Origin of the sequence: Chitinophaga sp. NPDC101104 (assembly GCF_050277495.1) — a bacterium.
Classification (GTDB): Bacteria; Bacteroidota; Bacteroidia; order Chitinophagales; family Chitinophagaceae; genus Chitinophaga.
This window is the reverse complement of the sequence record NZ_JBNNSF010000001.1, coordinates 1,280,318-1,304,108: the sequence shown is the minus strand read 5'-3', so window position 1 is coordinate 1,304,108 and position 23,791 is coordinate 1,280,318. Positions and strand designations below refer to the sequence as shown.

Annotated in this window: 15 protein-coding genes; 1 reads left to right on the top strand and 14 read right to left on the bottom strand. The window is 56.0% G+C overall.

Annotation, left to right across the window (positions count from 1 at the left end; genetic code table 11):
- Positions 1-80: 80 nt before the first annotated feature.
- The 14 genes from ACQKLP_RS05380 to kduI form a co-directional block, all read right to left on the bottom strand.
- Positions 81-2,372 carry a GH92 family glycosyl hydrolase gene (locus tag ACQKLP_RS05380; RefSeq protein ID WP_427320776.1) on the bottom strand — a complete coding sequence of 764 codons (2,292 nt, stop codon included), beginning with the start codon at positions 2,370-2,372 and terminating at the stop codon, positions 81-83.
- A 105-nt stretch (positions 2,373-2,477) separates the two neighbouring features.
- Positions 2,478-4,112, bottom strand: coding sequence for a RagB/SusD family nutrient uptake outer membrane protein (locus ACQKLP_RS05375; protein ID WP_427320774.1), 1,635 nt, complete (start codon positions 4,110-4,112; stop codon positions 2,478-2,480).
- Between the two features lie 23 nt (positions 4,113-4,135).
- The gene (locus tag ACQKLP_RS05370; protein ID WP_427320772.1) at positions 4,136-7,066 is read right to left on the bottom strand and encodes a SusC/RagA family TonB-linked outer membrane protein; all 2,931 of its coding nucleotides are present in this window, start codon (positions 7,064-7,066) and stop codon (positions 4,136-4,138) included.
- A gap of 1,506 nt (positions 7,067-8,572) precedes the next feature.
- Positions 8,573-9,613, bottom strand: a complete 1,041-nt coding sequence (locus ACQKLP_RS05365; protein ID WP_427320770.1) for a LacI family DNA-binding transcriptional regulator — start codon at positions 9,611-9,613, stop codon at positions 8,573-8,575.
- A 151-nt stretch (positions 9,614-9,764) separates the two neighbouring features.
- Complete coding sequence (locus ACQKLP_RS05360) at positions 9,765-10,010, bottom strand: hypothetical protein (protein WP_341843036.1); 246 nt, start codon at positions 10,008-10,010, stop codon at positions 9,765-9,767.
- Positions 10,011-10,202: 192 nt separating this feature from the next.
- A complete protein-coding gene (locus ACQKLP_RS05355; RefSeq protein WP_427320768.1) occupies positions 10,203-10,709 on the bottom strand; it encodes a hypothetical protein in 507 nt (168 codons plus the stop codon).
- 173 nt (positions 10,710-10,882) lie between these two features.
- Entirely contained in the window at positions 10,883-11,092 is a 210-nt protein-coding gene (locus tag ACQKLP_RS05350) for a heavy-metal-associated domain-containing protein (protein WP_341843034.1), read from the bottom strand.
- Positions 11,093-11,115: 23 nt separating this feature from the next.
- Entirely contained in the window at positions 11,116-13,332 is a 2,217-nt protein-coding gene (locus ACQKLP_RS05345; protein WP_427320765.1) for a heavy metal translocating P-type ATPase, read from the bottom strand.
- Positions 13,333-13,416: 84 nt separating this feature from the next.
- On the bottom strand, positions 13,417-15,651 hold the full coding sequence (locus tag ACQKLP_RS05340) for a cation:proton antiporter (protein WP_427320763.1): 2,235 nt from the start codon (positions 15,649-15,651) through the stop codon (positions 13,417-13,419).
- A gap of 148 nt (positions 15,652-15,799) precedes the next feature.
- Entirely contained in the window at positions 15,800-16,987 is a 1,188-nt protein-coding gene (locus tag ACQKLP_RS05335; RefSeq protein ID WP_427320761.1) for a glucuronyl hydrolase, read from the bottom strand.
- A 7-nt stretch (positions 16,988-16,994) separates the two neighbouring features.
- Positions 16,995-18,038, bottom strand: a complete 1,044-nt coding sequence (locus ACQKLP_RS05330; protein WP_427320759.1) for a LacI family DNA-binding transcriptional regulator — start codon at positions 18,036-18,038, stop codon at positions 16,995-16,997.
- Between the two features lie 13 nt (positions 18,039-18,051).
- The gene (locus ACQKLP_RS05325) at positions 18,052-18,822 is read right to left on the bottom strand and encodes an SDR family oxidoreductase (RefSeq protein WP_427320757.1); all 771 of its coding nucleotides are present in this window, start codon (positions 18,820-18,822) and stop codon (positions 18,052-18,054) included.
- 17 nt (positions 18,823-18,839) lie between these two features.
- Positions 18,840-21,011 (bottom strand): glycoside hydrolase family 88 protein, encoded by a 2,172-nt coding sequence (locus ACQKLP_RS05320; protein WP_427320755.1) that lies wholly within the window; start codon positions 21,009-21,011, stop codon positions 18,840-18,842.
- 7 nt (positions 21,012-21,018) lie between these two features.
- On the bottom strand, positions 21,019-21,861 hold the full coding sequence (kduI, locus tag ACQKLP_RS05315; protein ID WP_427320753.1) for a 5-dehydro-4-deoxy-D-glucuronate isomerase: 843 nt from the start codon (positions 21,859-21,861) through the stop codon (positions 21,019-21,021).
- Positions 21,862-22,095: 234 nt separating this feature from the next.
- Between kduI and ACQKLP_RS05310 the strand changes: the two genes are divergently transcribed.
- Entirely contained in the window at positions 22,096-23,742 is a 1,647-nt protein-coding gene (locus ACQKLP_RS05310; protein WP_427320751.1) for a UxaA family hydrolase, read from the top strand.
- Positions 23,743-23,791: the final 49 nt, after the last annotated feature.

Genomic DNA, 23,791 nt, shown 5'->3' with positions numbered 1-23,791 from the left:
AAAACATCCCGGAGAACCGGGATGCGAAATTTACAGTGAACAATGAAATAGCATAGATTGCTACTATTCCAGGATCTTGATTATTTTCCAGTTGTTGTGAACGAATAAGGATAGGCAGACTCGTTTGTGCCCCGTTGTTTATTAGGGCTGGCCCCCATCGACACTTTCATCACGCCGCCCTGCTGGATCGCCGAATGGCTGATCCAGTTGGCGTTGAGCGGTTTCCCGTTCAGCGTAACGTTTTGGGCATACACGTTCGTTTTGCTGTTGCCCGGCGCTTCGATCACGAATTTCTTACCGTTTTGCAGCGTTACCGTCATTTTCGGGAACAGGGGCGCGCCTAACACGTACTGGTCTGTTCCGGGACATACGGGATAGAAGCCCATTGCCGAGAACACGTACCAGGCGGATGTTTGACCGTTGTCTTCATCGCCACAGTAGCCATCGGCGCCGGAATGGTAGAGGCGGTCCATCACCTGGCGCACCCAGTACTGGGTTTTCCAGGGTTGGCCGGCGTAGTTGTAGAGGTAGATCATGTGCTGGATGGGCTGGTTGCCGTGAGCGTACTGGCCCATGTTGGCGATCTGCATTTCGCGGATTTCGTGGATCACGGAGCCATAGTAGCTTTCATCGTAGACCGGCGCCATCACGAACACGGAGTCGAGCATCTGCGCAAATTGCGGGCGGCCGCCCATAAGGCGCGCGAGGCCTTCCACGTCGTGGAACACGGACCAGGTGTAGTGCCAGCTGTTGCCTTCGGTGAAGGCGTCGCCCCATTTGAAGGGGTTGAAAGGCGCCTGGAACTTCCCGTCCTGGTTCTTCCCGCGCATGAGTCTGGTTTCGGGATCGAAGAGGTTACGGTAGTTCTGGCTGCGTTTTTTGAACCGTTCGATCTCTTCCTGCGGGCGTTTCAGGGCTACGGCGAGTTTATAGATGGCGAAATCGTCGTACGCATATTCGAGCGTGCGGGCGGCGTTTTCGTTGACGTCTACGTCGTAGGGCACATATCCCAGGCTGTTATAGTATTTCACGCCTTTGCGGCCTACGGAGCTGAGGGGGCCTTCGTTCTCGGAATTCTTCAGCAGCGCCTGGTACAGCGTTTCGATGTCGTACCCGCGGATGCCTTTGAGATAGCTGTCGGCGATGAGGGATGCCGAGTTGGAGCCGATCATGCAGTCGCGATGCCCGGGGCTGGCCCATTCCGGCAGCCAACCGCTTTCCTTATAGGTGTTGGCGAGGCCTTCCATGATCTGGCCGTTCAGTTCCGGGTACATGAGGGTGAAGAAGGGGAATACGGCGCGGAAGGTGTCCCAGAACCCGTTGTCGGTGAACATGTAGCCGGGGAGTACCTGGCCGTTGTACGGGCTGTAATGTACGATCTGGTTTTTTGCGTCGAATTCGTAGAATTTGCGGGGGAAGAGCAGGGTGCGGTAGAGGCAGGAATAGAAGGTGCGCACCTGGTCGGAGGTGCCTCCTTCCGGAACGATACGGCCCAGTTCCTTGTTCCATGCCTGTTTGGCTTTCTGTTTGGTGGCCTCGAAGCTGTCTGCCCCTACTTCGCGCTGGAGGTTGAGGGCGGCCTGTTCGTGGCTGATGAAGGAGGAGGCGGCTTTTACGTGCACTTTTTCCCCTTTCGAGGTGGCGAAGCCGATGATGGCGCCGGCGTTGCCAGCTTTGAGCTCGAGCGTGTCTTTGGCCAGGCGGTTGCCGTCCCAGGTGTGGGCGAGGGCAAAGGGCTTATCGAACACGAGCACGAAATAATTTTTAAAATTCTCCGGAACGCCGCCGCTGTTACGGGTGGAGTAACCGATAATTTTCTTTTCGGAGGGGATGATCTTGATATAGCTGCCCCGGTCGAAAGCGTCTACCACGATGAAAGCGCTATCGGTTTTGGGGAAGGTGAACCGGAATTGCGCGGCTCTTTCGGTGGGGGCGATCTCGGTGGTGACGTCGGCGTCGGCGAGATAAACGCTATAATAATAAGGTTTGGCGGTTTCCGCTTTGTGGGAGAACCAGCTGGCGCGTTCGTCTTGCGAGAATTTCATGCGGCCGGTGACGGGCATGAGGGAGAACTGGCCATAATCGTTGATCCAGGGGGAGGGCTGATGGGTTTGTTTGAACCCGCGGATTTTGTCGGCGCTGTATTGATAGGCCCATCCGTTCCCGTTCTGGTTGGTTTGCGGCATCCAGAAGTTCATGCCCCAGGGGGTGGCGATGGCGGGATAGGTGTTACCGTTAGACAGGCTGCCTTTCGAATCTGTGCCCATGAGGGGGTTGACCCACTCCACGGGATCTGTGATCTTTGTTACGGTCTGAGCGTTTGCGTGAAAGCCTGCACATAATGCGACAAGGCACCAGCGAAATGTATTCATGTTGCAAAATCGATTTTGTAAAAGAAAGGGGCCGGCCCAGGAATGGGCCAGCCGTTAGATGCTACTCTTTATTGTTTGTATGATAAGCACATATTCATTCAACGCCTATTTGTAGCCTTCATGTTGTTCCAGATTGGGGTTTAGCCTGATCTGGCGGCCCGGTATCGGAAATAATTCGGCTTTGGCGCTCGTCGCAGCATGGTCCCACCACGTTGCGGTCGTAAATTTACCAAACCTAATCAAATCTTGGCGTCTTTTCCCTTCAAAAATAAATTCCCTTCCGCGTTCTGCCAAAAGTTCGTCCAAAGTTAATGTTGCGGTTGTATAAGCCGCTGAAGGCCAATCAGTTGCCGTAAACGCTCTTTGACGCACCGAATTCACCAGCGCCACAGCCTCCGCATTTGCGGCCCCGCCGTTCTTCCGCATGATGGCTTCCGCCTTGTTCAAAATGATCTCCGCCAGGCGGTACAGCACGAAATCGTTGTTCCAGTATTCGGCGTCGTCTTTGGCGCCGGGAAGGTATTTCGAGAAGCGCGCACCGCTGTTCTCCTCCCCTCTCGTCATGCCACCGGCGCCGGTTTCGCCTTCCGAATTGCGGCGGATCTCCTTGACGAACACCAGCGGCTTGTTTTTATACTCTTCTGTCGCCATCACCACCGAATCCGCTACGTTGGCGCGCACAGACGGGTGTTTCTTCAGCGTGTCGATCAACATCCACTGCTTTTTCCGGAGGTCGTTATCCGCAAACGCGTCGAACGCCGTAGGGATCACCACAATGCCGTTATTCCCCCGCTCGGTGGCGTTGTATGCCTGCCGCTGCTCGTAATGCCAAAGGTCGCCGTTCCAACCGAAACGGAATTTGCCGACTGTAAAGTTATAGGCAATCTGGAATAGGTTTTCGGGTGAATTGTGATTGACATTATTGAAAGGTTTCATGATATCGGTCTCCAGTGCAGGCGCCGCACCTTTCAGGCTGCCCCCGTCCCCATTGAGGATTTTGTTGCAGACGGCCACACATTCGTCCCACTTCGTTACTCCCGCCCATTTCTCCGCGTTCAGGTACAATTCCGCCAGCATGGCGTATCCAGCGGCCTTGCTCACCCGTCCTACCATCGAAGGCCCCAGCGGCTGCAGCTGCTCCACGTTTTCCCGGATCTCCTTTTCGATGAACGCCCAGACTTCCTTCCGCGGCGCCACTTTCGGCTGAGCCGGCACGCCCACTTCCGTCACAATGGGAATGTTCCCGTAAAGGTCCATGAGGCGGAGGTAATGCCAGGCGCGCAGCACTTTCGTTTCCGCGATGATCGACACTTTGTCTGCCTCCGTCATGCCGATCTTGGTGAAATCGACTTTCTGCAGGTCGCCGATGGTGCTGTTGCAAAACCCGAGCCCCCAGTACATGAGCCGCCAGGGGTTCCAAACCACATCGTCGTCTACCGTCCAGGTATGATTATGAAGCCGGATCCATTGCCCGCCGTCGAACCCATGGATACCTTTCTGCGGCCAGGCCAGCTGGTCGCCGGAAAGCTCGCTCACGCGCCAGTACCCTACCTGCCCCGTGGGCGAGGCCCAGGCATTGGCGTGGGTGAATGGGCGCAGCACGGCGGTCATTACTTCGGTGCGGTTTTTATAGTAATTGTCCGCAACCAGCTCGGAATATACTTTTTCGTCGAGGTTGGTGCAGGAAGCCGCTCCGCACAACAGCGCGGTCAGCCCCAGCACGATATGTTTCTTTTGCATAAGATTTCTTCGGTTTCGGTGAATTAAAAGCCCAGGTTAAGGCCGACGGTGAACGAACGGGTGCGCGGATAGAACCCGCGGTTGTCGATACCGGTGGTCATCCCGTTGTCTTGCAGCTCGGGGTCGAGGCCGGAATATTTGGTGATGGTTGCCAGGTTCCTGCCGGAAACATATGCCCTGAGTTGGCGGATCACGCCGGATTTCACGGGGAATTTGTAACCGATGGTGACGTTGTCGAGCTTCACGAACCCGCCCGGTTCCAGGTAATAATCGGAATATTGCGGGGGTACTTTCACCTGTGCATGTTTCGTCAGCGCTACCATGAGCAGGTTATTCGGCAGCCAGCTGCGGTTGCCGAAGTACATGTCTTGCAGGTTCAGCAGGTCCACGCCCAGCTTCCCACGCCAGAATATGGTGAGGTCCCAGTTCTTGTAACGGAGGTTGTTGTTCCAGGAGATCATCATCTTCGGAACACCGTTCCCGATCACGGAAAGGTCTTCTTCCTTGATATCGCCCGCCTTGCCGGTGGAGCCGTCTTTTTTGTAGAAGAGGAAGTCCCCTTCGGCGGTGAACCCGGCGAAACGTTTTCCGTAGAAATTGCCCAAGGCACTGCCTTCCACCACGCGGATCGCAGGCCCGAGGTTACCCGGAGAGGGCAATCCCCCGAAAGTCAGCATTTCGATCCGGTAACCAGGGCCTGAAATTTTGGTCATGGTGTTGTTCTGCCGGTTGAACGTGATGTCGGTACTGTAAGTGAAATTCTTTTTCTGCACCGGAACGGCGTTCAACACGATCTCGAAACCCTTGTTCCGGATACTGCCCAGGTTATACCACATTTTATCGTTCACGTTGGAGGGCAACGGCACGTCGTAGTTGCCGAGCAGCGCGCCGGTCGTTCTCCTGTACACGTCGAACGAGCCGCCCAGCCTGTTATCGAAGAGTGAGAAATCGAGCCCGAAGTTCCATTCCGCCTTCGTTTCCCAGCCCAGCTTCGGGTTGGGGTTGCGGGAAAGGCCAACGGTTTCAGGATAACGCCCGTCCAGCGGATAAGCGCCGCCGGTGCTCATCAGCGTCAGCGAATTGTAGTTCGCGAAGCCGGAGTTGCCCGTTTCACCATATCCCACACGCAGTTTCAGCTGGTCCACCCAGCCGGCCGTTTTAATAAAATCTTCTTCATGCAGGTTCCAACCGGCAGAAATGGAGGGGAACTTCGCCCATTTGTTGTCTTTCCCGAAACGGGTAGACCCCTCATACCGGAAAATGGCCTGCGCGAAATATTTATCGTTGAAAGCGTAGTTGGCGCGGGCAAAGAACGCCACCAGCGAATGTTCGGCCTTGTAGCTGCCCATTCCGGCCTTGCCTTCGCGGAGGAAGAGGCCGTTGCCCATGTTCCAGTCCTGGAAACCGTCTGTCAGGAAACCAGAGTTGTTCATGTTGAACGTTTCGTAAGTGCTGTTGAAGTAGCTGTAACCCGCTACTGCCGTCACCTGGTGCTTGTCGATCCGCTTGAAGTAGTCGAGCGTCACGTCCAGGGTTTTGTCTAGCGACAGGTAATTGCCTTTATAAGCATACCCGCGGCCTTCGTAGGAGTCTACGGACGACTTCGAGTCTTTGGTACGGAACTGCCGGTCGTTGTAGGTGTTGCGGGAAATGCCGCCGAACACGCTGGCGCGGAGGTCCTTGATCACTTCGAAGCTCAGTTTGGCATCGCCCTGCAGCGTTTGCTGGTCGCGGTAATACAGTTCCTGTTCCAGCCGCGCGATGGGGTTGTATACGTTGAAACCGTTCGGGTTAACGTATTTGCCGTCTTTCATGAGCGGGGAAGTTGGATTACGTTGCACGGCCTGTTCGAAGTCGCCGTTGTTACCGCCGAGAAGGTCGGCTTTGTTGAAGTTCACGGAGAGGTTCGATTGCAGGACCAGCCTGCCGTTGACGCCCGTCTGGTTGACGTTGATACGGCCGCCGTATTGGTCGCGGTAGTTGCGTTTGGCGATGCCTTCTCCTTTGTTGTAATACACGGCCGCGCGGTAGTTGGACTTTTCATTGCCGCCGGTGGCGCTGAGCGTGTAATACTGCGAAAGGTTGTCTTTGTTGAGGAGCATGTCGTACACATCGGTGCTTCCGCCTTCATCGGCATTCGGCGCGATTTTGCGGAATTCGTCGGCGGTGAGGAAGCGGGGCTTTTTGGCTACGTAGTCGCGCTGTACGAAGGTGGCCAGGTTGAACTGGGGAGCGCCGCCGCGGCCTTTTTTGGTGGTAATGAGGATCACGCCGCCATTGCCGCGGGTGCCGTAGATAGCGGCGGCGGAGCCGTCGCGGAGCACGTCTACGGAGGCGATGTCTTCCTGTTGGAGAAGGTCGAGGTTACCGCCGGGGACGCCGTCGATAACGATGAGGGGTTCCTGGGAACCGTTGAGGGAGGTGATGCCGCGCATCTGGAAAGTGGCGCCACCGTTGGGGTTGGTGCCGTTGGCGCGGGTGATGGAAAGCCCGGGCACTTTACCCTGGATAAGATCGAGCGGGCTGCGGGCCACGCCGGCGTTAAAGTTTTCGGGTCTGAGGGATGTAACGGCGTTGGTGATTTCCTTTTTCTTGAGGGTGCCGTATCCGACCACCACTACGTCTTCCAGGTTTTTGGAAGAAAGGGGGAGCCCTACGTCGAGGGTGCCGCTGGCGCCGGCGGGGAGGGTGAGCGTTTCATAGCCGATGAAGCTGAATTCCAGCCGCGAGCTGGCGGAGGGAACGGAGATGGAATAGGTGCCATCTGTGCCGGTGACCGTTCCGGCGGCGGCGTTGACGATTTTCACGGTAACGCCGGGGAGCGGCGTGTTGTCCCTGGCGTCTGTCACTTTCCCCCTGATGGTACGGGATTGGGAGAAAGCCACGGAGCAGACGAGCGCGAGCAAGACGCTCATCCAACCTACACGCCTGGAAAACGTGGATGCGGTGTTCATTGCAAATTATTGATTTGGTTAAGAAAATACAGGCATAGGATGTCCTGGCCCCTGCGGACAGGGATTTTTACTTTTGCTAAATGATCGGTGTGCGCGGGCTTGCGGCCCGGGCGGTCTGTTTATCGCCTTGCAGGCTTTCTGTCACGGCAAATGCTACAACTATTTACGGGCCTGCCTTCGGGCAGAAAGTTCGTCACATTATTATGCATGTTTCCAGTCACTACATTCAAGACAAATTCTACCATGCAGGATGCTCATCGTTGCAATTCACTACCGGTCATGCTTTCAGTCGCTGCAATCACCACAACTCTTTCCCGGTAATACTTTGCGCCAGAATCATCATCACTTCGACGCTACATTCGTCACAATTCATTACCGCACAATCCTCCGTCGATGCCATCATTGCAGGTCATTACCGGCCATGTTTTCTGACGCTGCAATCACCGCAACGCTATACCGTTATGACTTTGGGCCGGAACGATCATCACTTCGGCATTACATTCTTCACAATTCATTTACCATGCAGGGTTCCAACGAGCCATTCTTTGCGATTCATTACCGGTCATGCTTTCAGCAGCTGCAATCACCGCAACGCTATGCCGGTATGACTTTTGGCCGGAACCATCATCACTTCGGCAATACATTCATCACAATTCATTTCCCATGCAGGATTCTCATCATTTCAACTCACTACTGGCTTTACTTTCAGTCGCTGTAAACCCTGCAACTATTCACCGGTTAGAAATTCCATCGAAACTGAAAGGCAATAAAAACCCAGGCCCCGGCATTTCGTCGAAGCGGTAAAGGCAATAGTGTTCCGTATGCGGACGATCCGTCGAAGCGGGCAAGGGCAAAAAATTCCTGTGCGCAGACTTCCGGTCCGAACAAATTGGGCAGCAAACCGCCATGCTCCTGGCGCTCGGCCAGACGCAAAATCGATTTAGCTAAATGGTTTTAAAAGGCGTCTTGGTTTTTGGGAAGGCATCCTGGATGCCGTTGGCTAGTTCGTCATCGATAAGTGTAATTGAGTTTTACAATGGGAGATCGCCCTGGATGTGTGTAGCAAATCTTCCTGTGTGTTACAAAAAATCAAGCTGTTTTTCGATAAAAGCTTTTCCTTGTCAGCAAATGTTTACGGACAGGCATCGCCCATCCCTTCATAACCGATCGTAGAATTTGGTACGGGAATAAAGCGGTATAGCACTCCATCCCCCGACTGTTACATTCATTGTCAGGTCCCACCCCGCCATCTCCGCTCCTTCTAACTCATTGCTAAACAGCAAAATCGATTTAGCAAAGGGTTTAAAAAAAAGCCTTGATGAAGAGGCGTGACGTAAATGTAGAATTAATTTATCGATTCCAAAAATTTTTGGAAGGAAAAATGACGAACGGGAACTGCTGCCAGACAGCAGCGAAATTGTTACGTCCGCCTGATCATTTAATCCGTTACATCGTAACAGAAAGATGTAACGGTATCAGCATTTCAAATATAGAAAGCAGTCACTATCAGGTAGATCCCCGCTTGATGAACTTGCCCGGCAATTCCAGCTTTGTTTTCCGCAGCGCACGCTGACTTTTATCTAACTGGTTCATCAGCAACTGCATCGCCGTTTTCGCGATCTCCTCTATCGGCTGCTGCACCACCGTAATGCCAGGCGGGTACAGCCGGAAAATATCGTGATCGTCGAAACACACCACCGCTATATCATCGGGAATTTTCAGGTTCAGTCCTGCCAGGGCTTCCAACCCAAGAATCCCCAGGTAGTTCGTCGCGAAAAACAACGCATCGATCCCCTTGTTCGATTGAATGAACTGGCGGATCCTGCGGACGGATTCGTCTTTATCGCCATTATAGGGCAGCTCCAGCACGAGCTTGTTCTTCACGGGGATCCCATGATTGCGCAGCGTTTCGCGGTAGCCTTTGATGCGCTCCTGCATCTGCACCAGTTCCATGTCCACCGTCACGAAACCGATCTGCTTCGCGCCACGGTCTACCAGGTGCTCGATGCCCTGCTTCACACCGGCATAATTATCGATCAACACATGCGGCGCCTGCACTTCGGGGAAGTAGCTGTCCATCAACACAAGCGGCCGTTTGTGGGCGATCAGTTGCTGGATGTCTTTCTCCATGCCGGCGGCGGGCGTGATCAGGTAGCCGTCTACCTGCTGACGACTGAGCATTTTGATCAGCTCTCCGCCTTTCTGCGCATTATTTTCCGTACTGCAATACACGATATGATAGCCGTAGCGGTCGGCTTCCGACTCGATGACCCGGGCCAGGGCGGCGAAGAAGCTTCCGGAGATGCTTTCCACCATCAGACCGAGGGTTTTGGACTGGCCTGTCCGGAGGTTGACGGCCACGGAATGGGGTTGATAGCCGGTCTTTTTCACCACAGCCATCACTTTTTCGGCCAGTTCTTCGCTGATGCGCATCTGCCGGGCCTTTCCGTTGAGAACGAACGACACGGTAGAAGGAGCAACGCCCGCCATGCGCGCCACATCTTTCAGGGATAATCTTTTCATTTCCTGGCCTTTCTGTTCTTTCATTTTTTAGTGCGGTTTGACCGGGTAACCATCCGGCAAGAGGTTGATAATATGCTTACAGCTGGGAAATTAAGGTAAAAAGCGGATTTCCGTATCAGATTCATGACAATTCCGTGCCGGCAGGGCCGGCGACGCCAGGAAAGGAGGGGAAGGGCTATATGCCCACCGAGTTATCGACCCGGCGATAGTTCATCCGCCACAGGATGTTGGCGAGCCTGCGGGCGGTGTTGGTGATAAAGGTTTCGCTTTTTTCGGGAAAATATACGTGCAAAGATTCGTGGAGGGCCACTTCGAGATGTTTGCGCCCCTTCAGCCTGCTGTCTATCACAATCGTATTTGAGCCGTAGTCCGAAAGACCGAAAGCCTTTTCGCGCCCCAGTTTCTTATATATGACTTTCATACGCCCGTAATTTGATGGAATTAAAGATACGAAGATGCCCGGCGCCCTTACGGCACTACGTGTACCCGTTGCCTGCGGCGGATTTCCCGTCAAAACGCCCCAAAAGGAACCACCAGCCCGCGTTCCCCGCTGCAATTCCCGGAGAAGCGCCATGACGGAGATTCCAGGCCTGAAATCCCCCATCGAACGGCCCTATGCCTCCCCGTTAACGGAAAAACGGTACAACCGGCCGTTATCCACATCCACCCAAACCTGCCAGTATAAATTCCCCCCATCCTTCATCCCGGTCCATCCCTTATCTCCCGGCTGATCGTCCCACACGGCGTTGATGTGCAGGTGCAAATGGCCGTCGTTATCCCGGAAACCTTTGTATTGCCGGACGTACCGGTGCAACTTCCAGCGAACGGGAGGCGCCGGATAAGTGATTACCGTATCCAGCAAAGGCAGCTGCGTACGGAGGATGTGTTCCGCCATCAACACGTCTGTCAACAGCAAATTCGTTGCCTGGGACTCTATCCCCGCCGGATATACGAAGCCCTTCAGCCCGGGGGCCGTTACTTTCCATATGCCATTTTCCGCCTCGTATTCGGCGACCCGGCGGTTCCAGGTGTCTATTTTCCGTTGCATCCGCCAGTCGGCGATCTTGCCACAGGAGCAGCATAAAAGCGTAACCCCCAACAGGGCCGGCCGTGCAATCAAATCCATCCATTTTATCATAGCGTGATCATCATGGTTCTCGCTGTAAGATGCGGCTAAGATCGGATTTCCATATCCATCGCCTGCAAAATGCGGTCCTTTCCACAAAACGAAAACCGGCTACGGCCCGAAGGCCGCAACCGGTCTGATGTCACACTATACACTAAGCGTTTCCGTTAGATCTTCTCTGCTTTAAATCCTGCCTTTTTCACCGTTTCTTCCACTTCTTCCGCCGTAAGCGTGCTGGTGGAAACGGTCAGTATTTTATCGGGATTGTTGGTATCTACTTCCCAGTGTGCGATTTCCTTTTCGCCGTTCAGCGCAGGGCTAACACCTTTAACACAGCCACTGCAATTGATATTCGTCTTGAATTTGAGCGTTTGCATGATTCGATCAATTTATTGTTTGATTAAATAGTTGATAATTTAAGCCGGAGACTGTTGCTCACTACCGATACGGAACTCAGTGCCATGGCCGCTCCGGCCAGCATGGGATCGAGCGCGAATCCGGTAATCGGGATGAGGACGCCTGCCGCCACCGGGATGCCGATGACGTTGTAAATGAAGGCCCAGAAAAGGTTCTGGCGGATGGTGCGCACCGTTTTCCGCGAGAGGCGGACCGCTTTCGGGATCTGCCGGAGGTCGGAAGAGATGAGCGTCATCATGGCCACGTCCATCGCGATGTCTGTCCCTTTTCCCATGGCGATGCTCACATCGGCCTGCGCCAGGGCGTGACTGTCGTTGATCCCGTCTCCCACCATCGCTACTACTTTGCTCTGCCGTTGCAGTTCCTGGACGAAGGCGGCCTTTCCATCGGGCATGAGCCCGGCCTTCACGTTGCGGATCCCGGTCTGTGCGGCCACTGCGGCGGCGGTGCGGGCATTGTCGCCCGTGAGCATGTATACTTCGATGCCCATGTCCTGCAACTGTCGGATGGCTTCGGGCGAGCCGTCTTTTATTTTATCGGCGATGGCGATCACGGCCAGTGCTTTCTGTGTGTCGGCGAACCAGATCACGGTGTAAGCGGCGTTCAGCCATTCGTCGGATTTTTCTTTGAGGGCACCGGCGATGCGGATGCCGTTTTCTTCCAGGAGTTGCTGGTTGCCGGCGAAGAACCCTTTGCCCAGGGCGCTTCCTTTCACGCCACGCCCGGTAATGCTTTCGAAGTGCTGCAGCTTTTCCGGCGTGATGCCCTGCAACTGTTTCACTACTGCTTCGGCCAGCGGATGTTCGGATTCGCGCTCCAGCGCCAGGAAAGCGCCGGAATACATGAGACGGTCCTCTTCCGACAGCCAGGCTTCTCCGGTTACCGCGGGTTTCCCTTCGGTAATGGTGCCGGTCTTGTCGAGGATCAGCGCCTGGATGCGATAGGCTTTTTCGAGGCTTTCCGCGTCTTTGATAAGAATCCCGTTTTCAGCGCCTTTGCCCATGCCTACCATGATGGCGGTCGGCGTTGCGAGCCCCAGCGCACAGGGGCATGCGATCACCAGAACGGTCACCAGCGCCAGGAGGCCCTGGGTCAGCCCGTTGGCCCCGCCCCAGATGAGCCACGAAGCGAAGGCCAGCAATGCGATGCCGATCACCACCGGTACGAAGATCCCGGCTACTTTGTCGACGAGCTTCTGCACGGGGGCTTTCGATCCCTGGGCTTCCTGCACCTTGCGGATGATCTGCGCCAGCAATGTGGCGCCGCCTACCTGCGCGGCTTCCAGCCGGAAACTGCCTTTCTGGTTCAACGTACCCGCAAACACCTCGGAACCGGGCTCTTTCGCTACGGCCACCGGCTCGCCGGTGATCATGCTTTCGTCTACATAAGATTTTCCGCCCACCAGTTTTCCATCTACCGGCACCTGCTCCCCGGGCTTCACGAGCAGCACGTCGCCCACCTGCACTTCGGCGAGGGGCACTACGGTTTCCCGTCCGTCGGCGGCGATGCGCACTACGGTGTTGGGTTGCAGGCCCATGAGTTTTTTGATGGCAGACGAAGTGGAGGCTTTGGCCCTTTCTTCGAGGAGCTTGCCGAGAAGGATGAATGCGATCACCACTGCGGCGGCCTCGAAATACACGTGGGGGTGCAGGCCGCGGCTATGCCAGAATCCGGGGTTTAAAGTATTGAAGACGCTGAAAGCATAAGCGATCCCGGTACTGAGTGCCACCAGGGTATCCATGTTGGCCTTGCCGTTGCGGGCCTGCTTCCAGGCGTTGATGAAGAAATGACGGCCGAGCACGAGCACCACGGGCGTGGAAAGGGCCCACATGATCCAGTTGGCGTAGGGCATGTTCATGAAAAACATCCCGATCACCACCAGGGGCACGGAGAACAGTACGGCCCAGATGGTGCGTTTTTTCAGTTGTGCGTAATGGGCGCGCTGGTGATCTTCCAGCCCGGTTTCCATATTTTCGGTGAGGAGGTCGTACCCTACCGACTGGATCGCTTTTTTCCATTCGGCCGGGTTGGCTTTACCGGGAGCGTATTCCACCAGCACGGAACTGCTGGCGAAGTTGACGGCAGCGGAGATAATGTCCGGCTGCGCCTGCAGCATGCTTTCCACGGAACCGGCGCAAGCTGCGCAGCTCATGCCGGTTACCGGGAAGTTCGTTTTTACCGTTTGTTCCAATGTTTCCATCTTGTGTTTCCTTTGAGGATACAAAGATCAGCAGGAACGGCCGGCGGGGCATTATAGAATTCAGGGAAAGATTTACATCATTTGCTAGGCCTTCTGTTTTTCGCCTTTTACGCGGAAAAGGGCGGTGGTGCGGCGAGGGTCTCCCACGATCCAGACTACGTCCCCGGTTACCAGCCGCATATCGGAAATGGGGTTGAGGATGCGCTCTTCCCCTCTTTCCACCCCAACTACCATGCTATGCGCCATTTCGCGGATGCCGGATTCGCGGATGGATTTTCCGTTAACGCCTGATCCGTCCAGCACTTCGTACCGCCGGAGCTGGACCTGCGACCGCGAAAACTGGGGATGCGGCTCGTGGTGCTCGATGAAATGGCGGAACGCTTCGATCTGCTGGTCGGTCCCGATCACCTGGAGCCGGTCTCCCGGGAACAGGCGCTCGCTTTTCGCCGGAATGGGGATCAGCCGTTCGCCCCTTTCGATCACCGCGATGTTGACCCCGTACTTTTCCCGGAGGCCCAGCTGCTCGAGGGTTTTGCCCACGCCATCCCAGTCGGCATGCACATGGAACGCGGCCAGGTGGGCATCCCAGGGCGCCAGCACGGGGCGGCGGGCGGCTTCGGCGGTTTCGCGGGCATTGTAATTAGACAGGAAGCGCGCTTCCAGGCGGTCGTAAAACGTCTGTATTTTCCGGTTCAGCAGTAGCAGGATGCCGGTAATGAGCACCGTAGCCGTGAGCGCCACGGTGAAGGAGAAAAAACGGTCGAGCATGAAACCCACCAGGAACACGGCCAGCGCGATGCGGACGGTCCGGAACAGCGTCAGCGGCCCCTTATAACGGTTTTGCGCCCAGAGATTGGCGAAGGCTTTCGGCTGGATTTGCCGTACGGCCAACGCCCAGAGGAAAGGCAGCATGAAAAGGAAAGTGAGCGCCGCGGTCACGATCTTGCCCCATTTATCGCCGATGAGATCGTCAATGAAAGGCAATACATATATGTTCGACAGCAAACCCAACGCAACGACGATCACACTGAAAACCACCGCGTTCAACACATATCCCTTGAACAGCACCTGCCAGTCGGACGCCTGCGAGATCGTCTGCGCGCCGCTGCTGTATCGGTCGAGCGAATTTTTCCATTTCTGGGGGATGTATTTATCGAGCCAGTTGTAAAACGGATCGGCTACTTTGATCATGTATGGCGTGGTGAAGGTAGTGACGGCCGACACCGCCACGGCGATGGGGTACAGGAAATCGCTCGTCACTTTCAGATCGCGGCCGAGAATGGCGATGATGAACGAGAACTCCCCGATCTGCGCCAGGCTCATCCCCGCTTTCACGGAAGTTTTCAGGGGCTGGCCGGAAATCACCGCGCCGAGGGTGGTACTGAATGTTTTACCGAATACCGTCAACAGCGTGATGATCACTACCGGAACGATATAGATCTGGAGCATTTTCGGATCGATGAGCATGCCGATCGAAACGAAGAAAATAGCGCCGAACAGGTCTTTTACGGATTTCACGAGATGTTCGATCTTTTCAGCCTGGGTCGTTTCCGCGAGGATCGAGCCCATGATGAAAGCGCCCAAAGCCGGGGAGAACCCTACTTTCACGGCCAACACTACCATGAGCAGGCACAGCGCGATGGAGGTCACGAGGAGCGTCTCCTCCCCCATGAGCTTCTTCGTTTTCTTCAGTAAAGTCGGGATGAAAAAGATACCGCCGATGAACCACAGCACCAGGAAGAACACGAGCTTCACCACGGCCATCAGCATTTCCGTTCCGGCGAACTGCTGGCTTACCGCGAGGGTAGACAGCAATACCAGCAGCACAATGGCGATCAAATCCTCCACCACCAAAATCCCGAACACCAATCCCGCGAACTTCTGTCCCTTCACGCCCAGTTCCTCGAACGCACGGATGATGATGGTGGTCGACGAAACGGACAATACGCCGCCGAGGAAGATGGAATCCATGGTGCTCCAGCCCATGAACTGGCCGGCCACGTACCCGAACCCGAGCATGACGGCCACTTCCACCACCGCCGTGATCCCTGCGCTGCCGCCCACTTTCATGAGTTTCTTGAAACTGAATTCAAGCCCCAGGCTGAACAGGAGGAAGATCACCCCGATTTCCGACCAAACCTTGATGTTGCCTTCTTCCTGCACCGTGGGGAAGAGGTGGAAGTACGGCCCCACGAGGATCCCGGCGATGAGGTACCCCAGCACCAGTGGCTGCTTCAAAGCTTTGAAAATTAATGTCGTTACCGCCGCAGCTCCCAATATCAAGGCCAGGTCTACAATCAGGTTCGGAAAATGCCCCATACGCTCAGTCTTATGTTAGTTTCTTTTGTTATTCGATTATGGCTAAAATAAGTAAAAAAGACGGCAGTTCGGGGCGAAATGGAACGGGGAACGCGCCGCTATGGCCACATTCCCCGTCCAGAAAAGGATTTCACCAACAAAATTAATATCAGCGGCCGCTCCACTTTTTATACCGGAGCAGCGCCTCGAGATAGTAATAGTCGGCGTACGACAACGGCACATCGATTTCCGAATTGCCCGGCATCGAGCCTGTGCTGTGCATGAGGATAAAATGATTATTGGCGCCTTCCTTTGCGCGGTAAGCATCGCCGCTGAGGCTGGCGAGGGCGTCTGCGCCGGCGTTCCAGTATTTTTTCGCTTCGGTTTTATCGACATACCGGCTCAGTTCCAGCAGCGCGGAAGCCATCACCGCCCCCGCCGATGCATCGCGGATGGCGTTGGGGATTTCCGGCGCGTCGTAATCATAATACGGAACGAGATCGGCCGGCATGTTGGGATGATTGAGCATGAACTCCGCGATATGGCGCGCCTGGTCGAGGTACGTGCGGTCTTTAGTTTCGCGGTACATCATGGTATAACCGTACAGTCCCCAGGCCTGCCCGCGGCTCCATGCCGAAGCGTCGGAATGGCCCTGGTGGGTCTTTTTAGCGAGCACCTGCCCGGTTGCGGTATCGTAATCGATCACATGGTAGGAGCTGTAATCGTCGCGGAAATGATTTTTGATAGTGGTATTGGCGTGGTTGACGGCGATCTTCGCGAATTGGGGGTCTTTGCTTTCCCTGGCTGCCCACATGAGCATTTCGAGGTTCATCATGTTGTCGATAATGACGGGGCATTTCCAGCCGGCGTGGTCCCAGGAACGGATGGCGCCGATAGTGGGCTTATACCGTTTGATGAGCGATGCCGAGCTGGTGAGCAGGATGCGGCGGGCGGCGGTATCGCCGGTCAGTCGGAGATCGTTGCCGAAGCTGCAGTACATGAGGAACCCGAGGTCGTGCGTGTTGGTCCGGAATTGATTAGGCAGCAGGTTCCCCTGGCGTTTTTCGGCTTCCGTGCGGAAAGCGGGGTCTCCCGTGGCTTCGAAGAGGTACCAGCAGGAGCCGGGGTAAAAGCCGGCGGTCCACCAGTTGAACTTCGCGGTCATAAGGCTGCCGTCTTTGTTGGTGGAACGGGGGAAAAGGGAGTCCGGCACTGCGGTCATCATCCCTTTATATTGCCGCGCGGAGAATGCGAGGCTTTCGGCCACGAGGGCCTTCATGTCCTTTTTGCTCAGTTTCGTTTGTGCGAAAGTGGCCGTGGAAGCGGACAGAAGTAATGCTAAGACAAGTCGTTTCATAAGTGGATCATTTTTTCTTTTTCGGCGATCCCGCGCTGGAATCCCGTACCACGAGCTGTGTGGGCACAATTTCCTGCGGGTGCCGGTAACCGGCGGGATGCCGGGTCTGGATAAGGTCCATCAGCGCGGAAACCACCCTTTCGCCCATAGTGGCGGGGAACTGGTCGACCGAAGTGATGGAGGGCGTCACGATTTCGGTGCGCGGATCGTTGGAATAGCCGACGATCTTTACATCTTCCGGCACGCGGATCCCGTGTTCGCGGCAATATTGCAGGAGCGTGATGGCCGTGGTGTCGTTGGTGGCGAAAATCCCGTCGGGGTAAGGCTGCTGGGCGAAGATCTTTTCGGCCGTGGCCAGTGCGTTCTCGCGCGTAAGCTCATGGAAAAAGACGCGTTGTTTTTTAAACGGGACCTTATGTTGCTGGAGGGCGCTTTTGTATCCGGCGAGCCTTTCCACATACAGGTTACAGGTCAGCGGACCGGAAATATGCACGATATCCCGGCAGCCCTGTTCGATGAGGTGCTCCGTAGCGGTGAGCCCGCCCACGAAATCGTCTCCCTTGATCACTTTCGCCTGGTAATCTTTGGGCGTACGGTCGAAGAAAACGACGGGGATATTGTGCTGTTTGAAGATGTCGAAATGGGAGAAGTCCGTCGTGGAAAGCGTGGCGGAAACGGCCAGTCCGTCTACCCGGGCGGAGTACAGCGTGTTGACCAGCTGTTGTTCCTGTTCGAGGGAGTCGTTGCTCTGGCAGATGATGAGGTGGTACCCGTATTCCTGGAGTTTATTCTGGACCACGGTGGTGATGGCGGCGGGGAAGAACATGGAAATCCTCGGGATGATGAGCCCGATGGTCTTGCTTTTGTTGTTCCGCAAACCGGCTGCCATGGCGTTAGGTCGGTAGCCGAGCTTCCGGGCCATTTTCCTCACTTTTTCCTTCGTCTTGGCGCTGATGTTGGGATGATCGTTGAGCGCGCGGGAAACGGTGGACACGGAGAGCCCCAGCTCTTCGGCGATATCCACGATTGTTTTTTCAGAACGTACGGACATAATTTGTATTGGTTTATCGGCCCATCCAGCCCCCGTCTACCGTCATCACCGTTCCGTGCATATAGGCGGAAGCGGCGGATGCCAGGAAAACGACGGGCCCCTTGAAATCTTCCGGTTCGCCCCAGCGGCCGGCGGGGATGCGTTCCAGGATGCCCTGGCTGCGCTTCTCGTCTGCCCGCAACGCGGCGGTATTATCGGTGGAAATATACCCCGGCGCAATGGCGTTCACATTCACGCCACGGCCGGCCCACTCGTTGGCGAACGCTTTCGTCAGCTGCCCCACCGCGCCCTTGCTGGCCGCATATCCCGGCACGTTGATGCCGCCCTGGAAAGTGAGGAGCGATGCGGTGAAGATCACCTTTCCGCTGCCCCGCTCCAGCATTTGCTTGCCGATCTCCCGCGTGAGGATGAATTGCGCCGTCTGGTTGATGGCGATCACTTCGTCCCAAAACGCGTCGGGATGCTCGGCTGCCGGCTTGCGCATGATGGTGCCTGCATTGTTCACGAGTATGTCGATAACCGGGAAATCCTGCTGGACTGCCGCAATAAATGTATACAAAGCCGCGCGGTTCCCAAAATCGCATTGGTAAGCCTTGAATTTCCGGCCGGTGGCGGTCACTGCTTTTTCCACCTCGCTGCCCGAAAGCTCCAGCGAAGCCGATACGCCGATCACGTCTGCGCCCGCTTCCGCCAGCGCCTCGGCCATCGCCTTCCCGATCCCGCGCTTGCAGCCCGTTACGAGGGCCGTTTTGCCTTTGAGGCTGAATTTGTCGAATATGGACATAAATCTGTATTTCGAAATTAGTAAATCCTTACCTGGACAGGCTTTCGCAGCTTCTGCGCTTCCTGCCGGAGATAATTGAACCACTCGCCGGAGTTGGTGATCAGGCCCGCCTTGTCCCAGGCGCCGCCGGTATAATACACCACTTTATTGCCTTCGGCCGTGGGAACGATAGACAGCAGATGCCCCTTTTCCATGGCCATTTCCTTTACGGGCGTCACCATTACCACGCCGATGCCGGTGGTACCGTCTTTCGGCGAAGCGGGCTCCCAGTAGCCCATCACCCCGTCCTGCTCCCCGAAATATTCCGTACCGGGCGCGTTGCGCTTCACGATCCCCACGGCGGCCGTGAGCGGCGCGGTGTAGGTGATTTCCATGCGGGAAAGCTGGCTGTGCGCATCGATCGACACGCGTTTTACCACGCTCACCTGTTTGCCATCCGCGTTCCAGGGCTCGTATTGCAGCTCGAAGGTGGTGCGGAGCGCGCCGCTGTCGAGCATGCGGTGGCCGGTGTAATTGCGGGAGTACCAGATGCTGTCTTTCGTGTACGGCGCAATGCCGCCCGCGCCCAGCGTGAAACCTACGCTGTAACCGTCCAGTCCCTCGCCTTCGTCTTTATGATAATTGGTGCGTTTGTACCAACTGTTGACGATCATTTTTTCGGTCCGTTTGTTCCAGAAATCCACGCCATACGCATTATGCTTGGGTTGCGATTCCAGCGCGCGGCCGTACATGCGGAACGCCACGCGGTCGTTTTCCCAGGCGTAATCGTCGAGCCGCTCGGCGATGTACCGGCCGTAAGTTTTCGGCTCCACGGGCGCGGGAACGCCTTCCGCGAAAGTGAGGACCGCGCGACCGCCGGGCGCCAGGGGCGCGTCGACCAGGATTTTAACCGGTTGTTTGCCGCCTTCGGTGATCAGCTGGTAAGCCACTTCCTTGCCGGTAACTGTGTTGATGATTTTGTATGGACCCTTGCGCAGGGGTTTCCATTTGGCGGCCACCGCGGCGTAATCCAGCTCGGAAAGCGGGGCTACGGCGCCTGCAGGATTATATACCTCAACAGTGACCGGGAATTGCTGTTCGGCCAGGGCCATTTTCAGCAATTCGGTGCCGGCGAGGAGAAACGCCCCTACACCATATACCTCCGTATCGTCGAACGTGGTTTTGCCGGGCGAATCGGCGATCTTCTGCACGAATCCCAGCTTGCCGTCTGCATGCACGCTCTGCTGCAGCGCGTTCCAGCCTTTGACGAGCACGGGCCGGAAGTCTTTCTTCGGCAGCAAGCCATTATTGACGCCCCATGCCATAGCATAAATGAAAAAGCCCGTGCCGCTGGTTTCTTTGGAAGGGTAACTGTCCATATCCAGCAAAGCCGCGTGCCAGGTGCCGTCTGCATACTGCAAACCCGCCAGCCGCGTGGCCATTTCTTTAAACTGCTTTTCGAACGCGGGGCGCGACGGGTGATTGGCCGGCATGTTGGCGAGCATCCTCACCAATCCGCCCATTACCCAGCCATTTCCGCGGCTCCAGAATACGTTGGCGCCGTTGCTTTCCTTTTTGTCGAAATAACGGGCGTCGCGGTAATAGAGGCGTTCGGATTTGTTGTAGAGGAAATCGGAGGTTTTCCACCATAGTTTCACGGCCGTTTCCAGGTAAGATGGGTCGTTGGTGGCGGTGGAAAGGTACGCCAGCGCCGGGGGGCCCATGAACAGGGCATCGCACCAGGCCCATTCGCGCATGTGGATACCGTTCTTCCAGTCGAGCGGCTCATCGTGCGGTAATTTGCCGATACTGTCCGCCAGCGAGCGCCAGCGGCGGATCATGGGCTCTTCTCCGTATACGCGGTACAGTTGGGAGTAGAGCTGGCCCACGCAGTAATCGTCCGCGAAAAGCCTCCGTGGCCCTGTGTTCCAGCCGTTGTCTTCCGAAATCCGCAGCAGCCGTTCGAAGTTCGCCGGATCATTGGCGATCTCGGCGTAAGCGTAGGCGCCGGCATACAGGGCGCCGTTCGTCCAGTCCCATTTTTGCCAGGTCCAGCCTTTGCGTTCCAGGTTTTTGAACTGCCAGTCGTTCACCTTTTTCATATAGGTGAAAATCGTGTCGGCTTGCAGCCGTTCCTGTGCCGTGGCGGGCAGCGCCAGCGATGCGGCGGCGATGCCTGCGAGGCACCATTTTTTCCAAGTATAGAACATATGCAGACTATCTTAAATCGGTGATGGCGCAATGGTCCATGTCGCCGTAATCGAGGTTTTCGCCGGCCATGCCCCAGATAAAGGTGTAGTTGCTGGTGCCGGATCCGGAGTGGATAGACCAGGGCGGGGAAATGACGGCCTGGTTGTTTTGCATCCAGATGTGCCGGGTTTCCTGCGGCTGGCCCCAGAAGTGGCAAACCGATTGGCCCTGGGGCACTTCGAAATAGAAATAAACTTCCATGCGGCGGTCGTGCGTATGCGCCGGCATGGTGTTCCAGGTGTTGCCGGGCTTGAGTTCCGTCATGCCCATCTGGAGTTGGCAGGTGGGGATGACGGAGTTGACGAGCAACTTGTTGATCGTCCGGTGATTGGCGGTTTCCTGGGCGCCGAGGGTTACCACTTCCGCTTCGGCTTTGGTGACGCGGCGGGTGGGGTAGGTCATGTGCGCGGGGGTGGAATTGAGATAGAACATCGCCGGAGCGGCTGCGCTGGCGGATGCGAAAGTTACGCTGCGCTTGCCTTTGCCGATATAGAGCGCTTCCTTGTGCCCCAGTTCGAACGCTTCGCCGTCTACGGTTACGGTGCCGGGGGCGCCCACGTTGATGATGCCCAGTTCGCGGCGCTCGAGGAAGCATTCAGCCTTGAGGGCGTCGGGTGCCTCGAGGGTGAGCGTGCCGGCTACGGGCATGGCGCCGCCGGTGATGAACCGGTCGTAATGACTGTATACGAGGCGAACGGCGTCTGCCTCGAAGAGCGACGGTATCAGCAGGGCTTCACGGGCCTGGGCGGTGTCCCAGGATTTGGCTTCGGCCGGACTGCTTGCGTACCTGGTTTCGATATGCGTGCTCATCAATTAGGATGTTTTTTTAGATGTATGCGAAATGGTAATGAAATAATACCGTGGAACGGGAGCCGGAAGTTATAAATAATCAACGAAATCTGCAAACGTTTGCATAAAGATTAACAGGCCATTGGCGCGCGATGGCGGGAGGAATCGGTAACTTTGCGGGTGCGTTAATATTAAATCATGAATACAGTGGATAGTATTAACGCAACTTCAGCAAATGGTCTATTTTAGCATATCATGAACACCTTTCTTCAGATTCACCCGAAAGACAATGTGCTGGTGGCTTTACAGGATCTTCCGGCAGGCCGGCAGATCGAGTTCAACGGCACTTCGATCCAATTGACGCACAACGTTCCCGCCAAACATAAATTTCCGTTCGCGCCCCTTCATTCCGGCGATCCCGTGCTGATGTACGGCGTTCTGGTAGGGAAAGCCGTGACAGACATCGCCGCCGGCGAGCCCATCACCGTAAAGAACCTCCAGCACGACGCCGACGCTTTCCATGAAAAAGATGCCTCCATCCAATGGCAGGCACCCGACGTGAGCAAATGGAAGGACAAGACTTTCAACGGTTTCCACCGGGCAGACGGGCAAGTGGGCACCCGCAATTACTGGCTCGTGATACCGATGGTATTTTGCGAGAACAGGAACGTGGGCGTGATCAAAACCGCCTTCGAAAAAGGGCTCGGCTTCGCGCCGCCCGAAGTATATAACCAACAGGTGAACGACCTGGTAAGCCTCTACAAATCCGGGGACCTCGACGCCATTAAGAATTATAAAGCAGCGGAAGCCGATCAGACAAGCACCCGCAGCACCATCTTCCCGAATATCGACGGCGTGAAATTCCTCATCCACGAAGGCGGATGCGGCGGCACCCGGCAAGATTCCGACGCGCTCTGCGCCCTCCTTGCCGGTTACATCCACCATCCCAACGTGGCCGGCGCCACCGTGCTCAGCCTCGGCTGCCAGCACGCGCAGGTATCCATCCTCCAGGAATCGCTCAAAAAACTGAATCCCGATTTCAATAAGCCCGTCCTCGTTTACGAACAGCAAACCAGCGGCTCGGAATTCAATATGCTCAGCAACGCCATCCGCGACACCTTCCTCGCACTCGTGGAAGCCAATAAACAGGAACGCAAACCCGCGCCCCTGTCCAAAATCACGATCGGCCTGGAATGCGGCGGCTCCGACGGCTTCAGCGGCATTTCCGCCAACCCGGCCATCGGCCATACGTCCGACCTCCTGGTCGCACTCGGCGGCACCACCATCCTTTCCGAATTCCCCGAGCTGTGCGGGGTGGAACAGGAACTGATCAACCGTTGCGAAGAAGAAGCGACCGCAGATAAGTTCATCACCATCATGCGCGCATACGAGAACCAGGCGCAATCCGTTGGTTCCGGGTTCTACATGAACCCTTCGCCGGGCAATATCAAAGACGGCCTCATCACCGACGCCATCAAATCGGCCGGCGCAGCCAAAAAAGGCGGCACCTCCCCCGTCCGCGATGTACTGGACTATACGGAATATGTGACCAAACCGGGCCTCAACCTGCTTTGCACTCCAGGCAACGACGTAGAGTCTACCTCTGCGGAAGTGGGCTCCGGCGCGAATGTGGTCCTCTTCACCACCGGCCTCGGCACGCCTACCGGCAACCCCATCGCGCCTGTCGTGAAACTGGCTACCAACAGCCGCCTCGCACAGCGCATGCCCGACATTATCGACATCGATACCGGCAGCATCATCAGCGGACAAAAAACCATCGAACAAATGGGTGAAGATATCCTCGATTACGTGATCAGACTGGCCAGCGGCGAAGAGATCACCAAAGCGGAACGCCTCCACCAGGACGATTTCATTCCCTGGAAACGCGGCGTGAGCCTTTAATCACAAAAAATGTAGATGAAAAATAGAAAAGCGGCGGAGCAAGTGCTTC

Bases quoted from the DNA above. Each gene is read 5' to 3' on its own strand.
- ACQKLP_RS05380 (WP_427320776.1), bottom strand. From the start codon at position 2,372: ATGAATACATTTCGCTGGTGCCTTGTCGCATTATGTGCAGGCTTTCAC.
- ACQKLP_RS05375 (WP_427320774.1), bottom strand. From the start codon at position 4,112: ATGCAAAAGAAACATATCGTGCTGGGGCTGACCGCGCTGTTGTGCGGA.
- ACQKLP_RS05370 (WP_427320772.1), bottom strand. From the start codon at position 7,066: ATGAACACCGCATCCACGTTTTCCAGGCGTGTAGGTTGGATGAGCGTC.
- ACQKLP_RS05365 (WP_427320770.1), bottom strand. From the start codon at position 9,613: ATGAAAGAACAGAAAGGCCAGGAAATGAAAAGATTATCCCTGAAAGAT.
- ACQKLP_RS05360 (WP_341843036.1), bottom strand. From the start codon at position 10,010: ATGAAAGTCATATATAAGAAACTGGGGCGCGAAAAGGCTTTCGGTCTT.
- ACQKLP_RS05350 (WP_341843034.1), bottom strand. From the start codon at position 11,092: ATGCAAACGCTCAAATTCAAGACGAATATCAATTGCAGTGGCTGTGTT.
- ACQKLP_RS05345 (WP_427320765.1), bottom strand. From the start codon at position 13,332: ATGGAAACATTGGAACAAACGGTAAAAACGAACTTCCCGGTAACCGGC.
- ACQKLP_RS05340 (WP_427320763.1), bottom strand. From the start codon at position 15,651: ATGGGGCATTTTCCGAACCTGATTGTAGACCTGGCCTTGATATTGGGA.
- ACQKLP_RS05335 (WP_427320761.1), bottom strand. From the start codon at position 16,987: ATGAAACGACTTGTCTTAGCATTACTTCTGTCCGCTTCCACGGCCACT.
- ACQKLP_RS05330 (WP_427320759.1), bottom strand. From the start codon at position 18,038: ATGTCCGTACGTTCTGAAAAAACAATCGTGGATATCGCCGAAGAGCTG.
- ACQKLP_RS05325 (WP_427320757.1), bottom strand. From the start codon at position 18,822: ATGTCCATATTCGACAAATTCAGCCTCAAAGGCAAAACGGCCCTCGTA.
- ACQKLP_RS05320 (WP_427320755.1), bottom strand. From the start codon at position 21,011: ATGTTCTATACTTGGAAAAAATGGTGCCTCGCAGGCATCGCCGCCGCA.
- kduI (WP_427320753.1), bottom strand. From the start codon at position 21,861: ATGAGCACGCATATCGAAACCAGGTACGCAAGCAGTCCGGCCGAAGCC.
- ACQKLP_RS05310 (WP_427320751.1), top strand. From the start codon at position 22,096: ATGAACACCTTTCTTCAGATTCACCCGAAAGACAATGTGCTGGTGGCT.